Annotated in this window: 15 protein-coding genes; all 15 read left to right on the top strand. The window is 54.0% G+C overall.

Annotation, left to right across the window (positions count from 1 at the left end):
* The coding region (locus tag CSA35_05025) for a hypothetical protein (protein PIE54735.1) at window positions 1-99 on the top strand (99 nt) is incomplete at its 5' end.
* A 15-nt stretch (window positions 100-114) separates the two neighbouring features.
* The gene (locus CSA35_05020) at window positions 115-420 is read left to right on the top strand and encodes a 30S ribosomal protein S10 (protein PIE54734.1); all 306 of its coding nucleotides are present in this window, start codon (window positions 115-117) and stop codon (window positions 418-420) included.
* A 34-nt stretch (window positions 421-454) separates the two neighbouring features.
* A complete protein-coding gene (locus CSA35_05015) occupies window positions 455-1,081 on the top strand; it encodes a 50S ribosomal protein L3 (protein ID PIE54733.1) in 627 nt (208 codons plus the stop codon).
* Between the two features lie 28 nt (window positions 1,082-1,109).
* Window positions 1,110-1,733, top strand: coding sequence for a 50S ribosomal protein L4 (locus tag CSA35_05010; protein PIE54732.1), 624 nt, complete (start codon window positions 1,110-1,112; stop codon window positions 1,731-1,733).
* On the top strand, window positions 1,730-2,026 hold the full coding sequence (locus CSA35_05005) for a 50S ribosomal protein L23 (GenBank protein PIE54731.1): 297 nt from the start codon (window positions 1,730-1,732) through the stop codon (window positions 2,024-2,026). The genes CSA35_05010 and CSA35_05005 overlap by 4 nt, the downstream gene beginning before the upstream one ends.
* Window positions 2,027-2,047: 21 nt before the next feature.
* Window positions 2,048-2,875: a 50S ribosomal protein L2 gene (locus CSA35_05000; protein ID PIE54730.1), complete on the top strand. Its 828-nt coding sequence runs from the start codon at window positions 2,048-2,050 to the stop codon at window positions 2,873-2,875.
* 18 nt (window positions 2,876-2,893) lie between these two features.
* Window positions 2,894-3,175 (top strand): 30S ribosomal protein S19, encoded by a 282-nt coding sequence (locus CSA35_04995; protein ID PIE54729.1) that lies wholly within the window; start codon window positions 2,894-2,896, stop codon window positions 3,173-3,175.
* 15 nt (window positions 3,176-3,190) lie between these two features.
* Complete coding sequence (locus CSA35_04990) at window positions 3,191-3,523, top strand: 50S ribosomal protein L22 (GenBank protein PIE54728.1); 333 nt, start codon at window positions 3,191-3,193, stop codon at window positions 3,521-3,523.
* A gap of 13 nt (window positions 3,524-3,536) precedes the next feature.
* Window positions 3,537-4,220, top strand: coding sequence for a 30S ribosomal protein S3 (locus CSA35_04985; protein ID PIE54727.1), 684 nt, complete (start codon window positions 3,537-3,539; stop codon window positions 4,218-4,220).
* Window positions 4,220-4,642 carry a 50S ribosomal protein L16 gene (locus CSA35_04980; GenBank protein PIE54726.1) on the top strand — a complete coding sequence of 141 codons (423 nt, stop codon included), beginning with the start codon at window positions 4,220-4,222 and terminating at the stop codon, window positions 4,640-4,642. Before CSA35_04985 ends, CSA35_04980 begins: the two co-directional genes overlap by 1 nt.
* Before the next feature lie 3 nt (window positions 4,643-4,645).
* Window positions 4,646-4,858: a 50S ribosomal protein L29 gene (locus tag CSA35_04975; GenBank protein PIE54725.1), complete on the top strand. Its 213-nt coding sequence runs from the start codon at window positions 4,646-4,648 to the stop codon at window positions 4,856-4,858.
* Between the two features lie 6 nt (window positions 4,859-4,864).
* Entirely contained in the window at window positions 4,865-5,161 is a 297-nt protein-coding gene (locus CSA35_04970; protein PIE54724.1) for a 30S ribosomal protein S17, read from the top strand.
* Between the two features lie 3 nt (window positions 5,162-5,164).
* A complete protein-coding gene (locus CSA35_04965) occupies window positions 5,165-5,533 on the top strand; it encodes a 50S ribosomal protein L14 (GenBank protein ID PIE54723.1) in 369 nt (122 codons plus the stop codon).
* Between the two features lie 14 nt (window positions 5,534-5,547).
* Entirely contained in the window at window positions 5,548-5,868 is a 321-nt protein-coding gene (locus CSA35_04960) for a 50S ribosomal protein L24 (GenBank protein PIE54722.1), read from the top strand.
* Window positions 5,869-5,880: 12 nt separating this feature from the next.
* Window positions 5,881-6,423 (top strand): 50S ribosomal protein L5, encoded by a 543-nt coding sequence (locus CSA35_04955; protein ID PIE54721.1) that lies wholly within the window; start codon window positions 5,881-5,883, stop codon window positions 6,421-6,423.
* The last annotated feature ends 16 nt before the right edge of the window (window positions 6,424-6,439 follow it).

Below are 6,439 nucleotides of genomic sequence, written 5' to 3'. Positions count from 1 at the left end.
CTGATCAGCCCGATAGCGATGGACTCAGGGCTTCGGTTTGCGATCCGTGAGGGCGGTCACACCGTGGGCGCTGGCGTCGTTACCGAAATACTAGAGTAAGCAGGGGGCGTTGTCGTGTCCAAAAAGATCCGGATTCGTCTGAAGGCTTTCGACCATAAGGTTCTGGACACATCTGCCTCTCAGATTGCCGAGACGGCGGAGCGGAGTGGGGCGAGAGTCTCTGGGCCAATCCCTCTCCCCACCGAGATTAACAAGTTTTGTGTCCTCAAATCCCCCCACGTCGACAAGGACGCTCGGGAGCAGTTTGAGATGAGGACCCATAAGAGGCTGATCGACATCGTCGATCCCAACCAGAAAACCATGGATGCCCTTATGCAGCTGAATCTTCCCTCTGGAGTGGATATCCAGATTAAACTCTAGGTTTGGGAAGCTCTGAGCAAAGGAGTGAAATGATATGAGTCTTGGAATTTTGGGTCAGAAACTGGGTATGACCCAGATCTATGACGAGCAGGGGCGGGCTGTTCCCGTCACCGTTGTGGAGGCGGGGCCTTGTCCGGTTTTGGCCGTTCGGACTCAGGAGACCAACGGATATGCTGCTGTTCTCTTGGGGTTTGGTAGGGTGCGCCCTCGTCGTCTCACTAAGCCTATGAAGGGCTTTTTTGAAAAAACCGGATGCGAAGTCAAGCGTTGGCTTCGGGAGTTCCGGGTATCCGATCCCTCCGAGTTTCAGGTTGGCGGATCGGTGGATGTCTCCATTTTTGAGCCTGGCGAAAAAATCGATGTCAGCGGAGTCAGTAAGGGGAAAGGGTTTGCCGGGGTCATGAAGCGCTTTAATTTTGGTGGTGCGCCGGCGAGTCACGGTGTCTCCAAGACCCACAGAAAACCTAACTCCAGCGGTGCTAGCAGCTATCCTAGCCGTGTCTTCAAGGGCAAGACCATGCCCGGGCAGCTCGGTAACGAGCGGGTCACCGTGAAGAATCTCAGCGTGGTGGCCGTGGATGTGGAGAATAACCTTGTCCTTGTTAAGGGGGCCATCCCCGGCGCCAAAAAAGGCTTGGTCCTGCTCCACAAAAAGGGCTAGCCTGCACTGCTAAGGAGGTCAAGTGCAAATGCCGAGCATTAAATTAGTCACTATTACGGGTGAGTCCACGGGGGTTTTGCCCCTCTCGGACAGCGTCTTTGACGTACCTCTTCACATTCCCGCCATGCACCAGGTGGTGGTTGCTCAGCTCGCCAATCGGCGGCAGGGTACCCGCTCAACCAAGGGGCGGGGCGATGTCCGGGGCGGTGGCAAAAAACCCTGGAGACAGAAACACACTGGCCGGGCTCGTCATGGAAGCACCCGTTCCCCTATTTGGGTTGGGGGCGGAGTTGTCCATGGTCCCAAGCCCCGGACCTTCCGTCAAAAGGTCAATAAGAAGGTTCGTAGGCTGGCCATCTGCAGCACGTTGTCTCAGAAGATTCGTGACGATCAGCTCGTGGGCTTCGAGGCTCTTCAACTGGAGAAGCCTTCGACTAAGCTCATGAAAGGGTTTTTCAAGGCTGTGGGAGCGGTCAACCCTCTCGTCATTTTGGACAAGGCCGATGTCTCTGTTACCATGTCCGCGCGTAACATCCCTGGGGCTCGAGTTCTGCATGTGGACAGCATCAACGTCTACGATCTGTTAAAGCACGATCACGTAGTTATCAGCGCTGCCGCGGTGAAGAAGCTGGAGGAGGTGTATGCCCGATGAAGCTCATGCCTCACGATATCATCGTTCGGCCGATCATCACCGAGAAGAGCAGTAGGATGATGGAGGAGAATAAGTACACCTTCGAAATCCATCCTCAGGCGAACAAAATAGAGGTTAAAAAAGCCGTTGAGGTGGTCTTCAAGGTCAAGGTCGAGAAGGTTCATACGCTGAAGGTTCGCTCAAAGCCTAAAAGAATGGGTGTCTTTCTTGGGAAGAGTCGGGCGTGGAAAAAGGCTATCGTCACCCTTGCCGAAGGAGAACGTATAGAGTTCTTCGAAGGCGCCAGCGTGTAACCTCAACAGGAGGACGGAACAATGGGAATCAAGAAATACAATCCCACGACGCCGGGACGGCGTTTCATGAGTATCCAGACCTACGACGAGGTCACCAAGACCGAGCCGGAGCGTTCCTTGTTGGCTCCCCTTACCAAAAAGGGCGGTCGGAACAACCGTGGTCGAATTACTATGCGCCACCGGGGCGGTGGAAATCGTCGTCAGTACCGGATCATCGATTTCAAGAGGAACAAAATTGGCGTTCCCGGTAAAGTTGCGGCTATCGAGTACGACCCCAATCGCTCGGCCAGGATCGCCCTGATCCACTATGCTGATGGGGAAAAACGCTACATCCTGTGTCCTGTTGGCCTTAAGGTGGGAATGACTATCGCTGCTGGACCGGAGGCGGATATTACGCCGGGGAATGCTATGAAGCTCACCGACATCCCTGTGGGTACTATAATCCATAATATAGAGCTTGAGCCTGGTCGGGGCGGCGTCATGGTCCGCTCTGCTGGAACCACTGCTCAACTTATGGCCAAAGAAGGTAAGTATGCTTTTGTAAGGATGCCCAGTGGAGAACTTCGCCTCGTTCTTCTGGAGTGTATGGCTACCATCGGTCAGGTGGGGAATCCCGAACACGAAAATGCCAGTATCGGTAAGGCAGGTAAAACTCGGTGGCTGGGGCGGAAACCTCACGTTAGGGCCATGGTCATGAATCCGGTAGACCATCCCATGGGCGGTGGTGAAGGACGGAGTAAATCCCGAAAGCACCCGGTTTCTCCTTGGGGGACTCCTGCCAAAGGATATCGCACCCGCAAGAAGAAAATTTCGGATAAGTTCATCGTCCGGCGCCGGTACGCCAAGTAGAGATGAGGGGGTTAATCAATGGCTCGTTCCGCTAAGAAGGGACCCTACGTCGAGCAGAAGCTCCTTCGTCGCATCGAGAATATGAACGAGAGCGGCGACAAACGGGTGGTTAAGACGTGGTCTCGTGCCAGTATGATCGTTCCGGCGATGATTGGACACACCATCGCCATCCATAACGGCCGTATTCACATCCCGATTTATATCAGCGAGAATATGGTCGGGCATAAGCTCGGGGAATTTGCGCCTACCAGAAAGTTTGGTGGCCATGCTGGGCAAGAGCGCCGCTCTGGCGCCAGATAAGAGGGGGGAAGGAATATGGAGGCAAGAGCAAGTGCCAGACAGGTCCGAATCTCTCCTTTCAAGGTGCGCCAGGTGCTGCCTCTGATCAGGGGGAAGAATGTAGGCGAGGCGTTGATCGTTCTGCGTTATACCCCGAAGAAGGCTGCCAAGGTGATCGAGAAGGTTCTTAAAAGTGCCGTCGCTAATGCTGAGCATAACTACGGCCTTGATGTCGACAAACTTGTCGTCGTGGAAGCCTTCGCTGATCAGGGCCCGAGCATGAAGCGTTTCCGTCCGGTGTCGATGGGGCGGGCCCATCCCTACCGCCATCGCACGAGCCACATCACCGTGTCGGTCGCCGAACGTTAAGGAGGGTACTGCAATGGGTCAGAAAGTACACCCTATTGGATATCGAATCGGAATTATTCGAGACTGGGAGTCTCGCTGGTTCGCTGATGGTAAGAACTACGCCAAGAATCTCCACGAGGACTTGAGGCTTCGGGATTGGATCAAAGCCCGCTGGGAAGGCGCTAACATCTCTCGGGTCGAGATTGAGCGGATCGGCAAGGTTCTCCGCTTTTCTATTTGGACCGCCCGGCCTGGTGTAGTTATCGGAAAGGGCGGCGCCGAGATCCAGAAAGTCAAGGAGGAACTTCAGGCCCTGACTGGCTCTCGGGTTATGATCAACGTTCAAGAGATTAAAAACCCCGAGGTCGAGGCTCAGCTTGTGGCAGAAAATGTCGCTGCGGCCTTGGAGCACAGGGTCAGCTTCCGACGAGCTATGAAACAGTCCATCTTCCGGACCATGAAGGCAGGAGGTAAGGGCATCAAGATCCAGTGTGCCGGCCGTTTGGGTGGTGCCGAGATAGCTCGGACTGAATGGTATAACGAAGGTCAGCTTCCTCTGTCGACCCTGAGAGCCGACATCGATTATGGCTTGGCCGAAGCTAAGACCATGTACGGCGTCATCGGTGTCAAGGTGTGGATCTATCGAGACGAGAAAGCCATCAACACCCCTGCGCCTCGTCAGCCCAGGCGGGGCCGTAGAGAGGGGGGGCGTAGCTGATGTTAATGCCCAAGCGTACAAAATGGCGTCGACCTCATCGGGAGAAGCTCAAAGGCGACACCAAGGGGGGGGCATACGTGGCCTTTGGTGAGTTCGGTCTTCAGGCTTTGGAGTGTGGATACATCACCGCCCGTCAGATTGAGGCCACTCGTATAGCTATAACCCGAAAGCTTCGTAAAGGTGGTAAGGTTTGGATTCGGATTTTCCCTGACGTGGCCTATACGAAAAAACCTCTTGAAACCCGTATGGGTAAGGGGAAAGGGTCGCCCGAGTATTGGGTGGCTCCTGTCAAAAGAGGCAGGATCATGTTTGAAGTGGCGGGAGTTTCCCGCGAGATCGTAGAGAGGGCCTTCAGAACAGCCTCCTACAAGCTTCCCATCAAGGTGCGGCTTGTGGCACGAGAAGGTTTGGGTGGTGAGTAAGCCATGGATGCCAAGAGTCTGCGTGATTTAACCATCGATGAGCTCCAGGAGAAACATCGTCAGTTCAAAGAAGAGCTCTTTAACCTGAGATTCCAGAACGCCATCGGTCAGCTCAAAAACACGAGTCGGATCGGAGACGTCAAGAAAACCATCGCCAGAGTCCTTACCGTCGTTCACGAGAAAGAACGTGGTCTTGGAATCAGTGGAAGGAGGTAGGGACAGATGGAAAACCGTACCCCCCATCGTAAAACCCGTGTTGGGATTGTCGTTAGCGATAAGATGGATAAATCCATTTCCGTACAGGTGATCCGGCACGCCATGCATCCTCTTTATGGTAAGAGGATTATTAAGTCAAAGAAATTCATCGCCCACGACGAGGAGAATACCTGTCGTATGGGTGATAAGGTCTTGATTGGCGAAGAACGCCCTTTGAGCAAGACCAAGCGTTGGTCGCTCGTCAGGATTATTGAGAGAGCTCCCGTTCTCGGTGGCACTGCCGAGTCTAAAGAGGAGGCGTAGGACATGATTCAGCTTCGTACCGTTCTCAACGTTGCTGACAACTCCGGTGCCAAGAAAATCATGTGTATCCAGGTTGTAGGCGGAAGTCGTCGTCGTTGGGGTGCTGTGGGAGATGTTATTGTTGCGTCGGTCAAGGAGGCCATTCCCAACAGTAACATTCCTAAGGGGAAGGTCGTCAAAGCGGTCATCGTTAGGACGAGCAAGGAGCATCGGAGGGCTGATGGATCCTACGTCCGGTTTGACGACAACGCTGCCGTCATTATTGACAACAATGGGGACCCCAGAGGAACCCGTATCTTCGGCCCTGTCGCCAGGGAACTTCGAGCCAGAAAGTACATGCGTATTCTTTCCCTGGCGCCCGAAGTAGTGTAAGGGGGGCACATGGAATGAATAGATTAAAAAAAGGTGATCGTGTCCGTGTGATCTCTGGGAAGGATAAGGGCAAGGAGGGGAAGGTTCTCAAGGTCCTTGCTGCTCGAGGTATGATCGTTGTTGAGGGAGTCAACATGGCTTCAAAACACGTCAAACCCTCTCAGAAGAACCCCCAGGGTGGTATCGTCAAGCAGGAGAACCCAATCTATGCTTGTAAGGCTATGCTGGTCTGTCCTACCACGGGCAAACCCACCAGGGTTGGTCACGCTTTTCTTGAGAACGGTCGAAAAGTCCGTATCGCCAAGGTAAGCGGCGAGATCGTCGACCAGGTGTAAGGAGGCGTGGACATGAAACCTCGTATGCTTCAAAAATACATGGATGAAACCGTTCCGGCTCTGCAGAAGGAGTTTGGATACGGGAACCCTATGGAGATACCCCGACTGGTCAAGGTTGCCATCAACATCGGTGTGGGTGAAGGTAAGCAGGATGTGAAATATGTCAACGCTGCTATGGCCGAGCTGGCAACCATTTCGGGGCAGCGTCCCATGATCAAGCGTGCTAAAAAATCCATCGCTGGCTTTAAGCTCCGGGAGGGCGCGCCTGTAGGCTGTGCTGTAACCCTTCGGGGATCTCGGATGTGGGAGTTCGTCGATCGTCTCATCAGCGTGGTACTTCCCCGAATCAAGGACTTCCGGGGCGTCTCTGCCAAGGCTTTCGATGGGCGAGGTAATTACAATCTGGGGTTGAAAGAACAGATTATCTTCCCCGAGATCGACTACGATAAAATCGTGGTGTCTAAGGGGATGAATATCTCCTTTGTCTCCACGGCGAACACCGACGAAGAGGGAATGGCCTTGCTGAGTGGCTTGGGCATGCCCTTTGCCAAGTAGAGGAAGAGGTGCCGTA

The organism is Dethiosulfovibrio peptidovorans, assembly GCA_002748665.1.
Lineage (GTDB): Bacteria > Synergistota > Synergistia > Synergistales > Dethiosulfovibrionaceae > Dethiosulfovibrio > Dethiosulfovibrio peptidovorans_A.
The sequence above is the reverse complement of the archived record's forward strand: the minus strand, read 5'-3'. Positions and strand labels throughout refer to the sequence as shown.

What these genes read in the sequence shown, in the direction of transcription:
- CSA35_05015 (PIE54733.1), top strand. Translation starts at nt 455, where the DNA reads ATGAGTCTTGGAATTTTGGGTCAGAAACTGGGTATGACCCAGATCTAT.
- CSA35_05010 (PIE54732.1), top strand. Translation starts at nt 1,110, where the DNA reads ATGCCGAGCATTAAATTAGTCACTATTACGGGTGAGTCCACGGGGGTT.
- CSA35_05005 (PIE54731.1), top strand. Translation starts at nt 1,730, where the DNA reads ATGAAGCTCATGCCTCACGATATCATCGTTCGGCCGATCATCACCGAG.
- CSA35_05000 (PIE54730.1), top strand. Translation starts at nt 2,048, where the DNA reads ATGGGAATCAAGAAATACAATCCCACGACGCCGGGACGGCGTTTCATG.
- CSA35_04995 (PIE54729.1), top strand. Translation starts at nt 2,894, where the DNA reads ATGGCTCGTTCCGCTAAGAAGGGACCCTACGTCGAGCAGAAGCTCCTT.
- CSA35_04990 (PIE54728.1), top strand. Translation starts at nt 3,191, where the DNA reads ATGGAGGCAAGAGCAAGTGCCAGACAGGTCCGAATCTCTCCTTTCAAG.
- CSA35_04985 (PIE54727.1), top strand. Translation starts at nt 3,537, where the DNA reads ATGGGTCAGAAAGTACACCCTATTGGATATCGAATCGGAATTATTCGA.
- CSA35_04980 (PIE54726.1), top strand. Translation starts at nt 4,220, where the DNA reads ATGTTAATGCCCAAGCGTACAAAATGGCGTCGACCTCATCGGGAGAAG.
- CSA35_04975 (PIE54725.1), top strand. Translation starts at nt 4,646, where the DNA reads ATGGATGCCAAGAGTCTGCGTGATTTAACCATCGATGAGCTCCAGGAG.
- CSA35_04970 (PIE54724.1), top strand. Translation starts at nt 4,865, where the DNA reads ATGGAAAACCGTACCCCCCATCGTAAAACCCGTGTTGGGATTGTCGTT.
- CSA35_04965 (PIE54723.1), top strand. Translation starts at nt 5,165, where the DNA reads ATGATTCAGCTTCGTACCGTTCTCAACGTTGCTGACAACTCCGGTGCC.
- CSA35_04960 (PIE54722.1), top strand. Translation starts at nt 5,548, where the DNA reads ATGAATAGATTAAAAAAAGGTGATCGTGTCCGTGTGATCTCTGGGAAG.
- CSA35_04955 (PIE54721.1), top strand. Translation starts at nt 5,881, where the DNA reads ATGAAACCTCGTATGCTTCAAAAATACATGGATGAAACCGTTCCGGCT.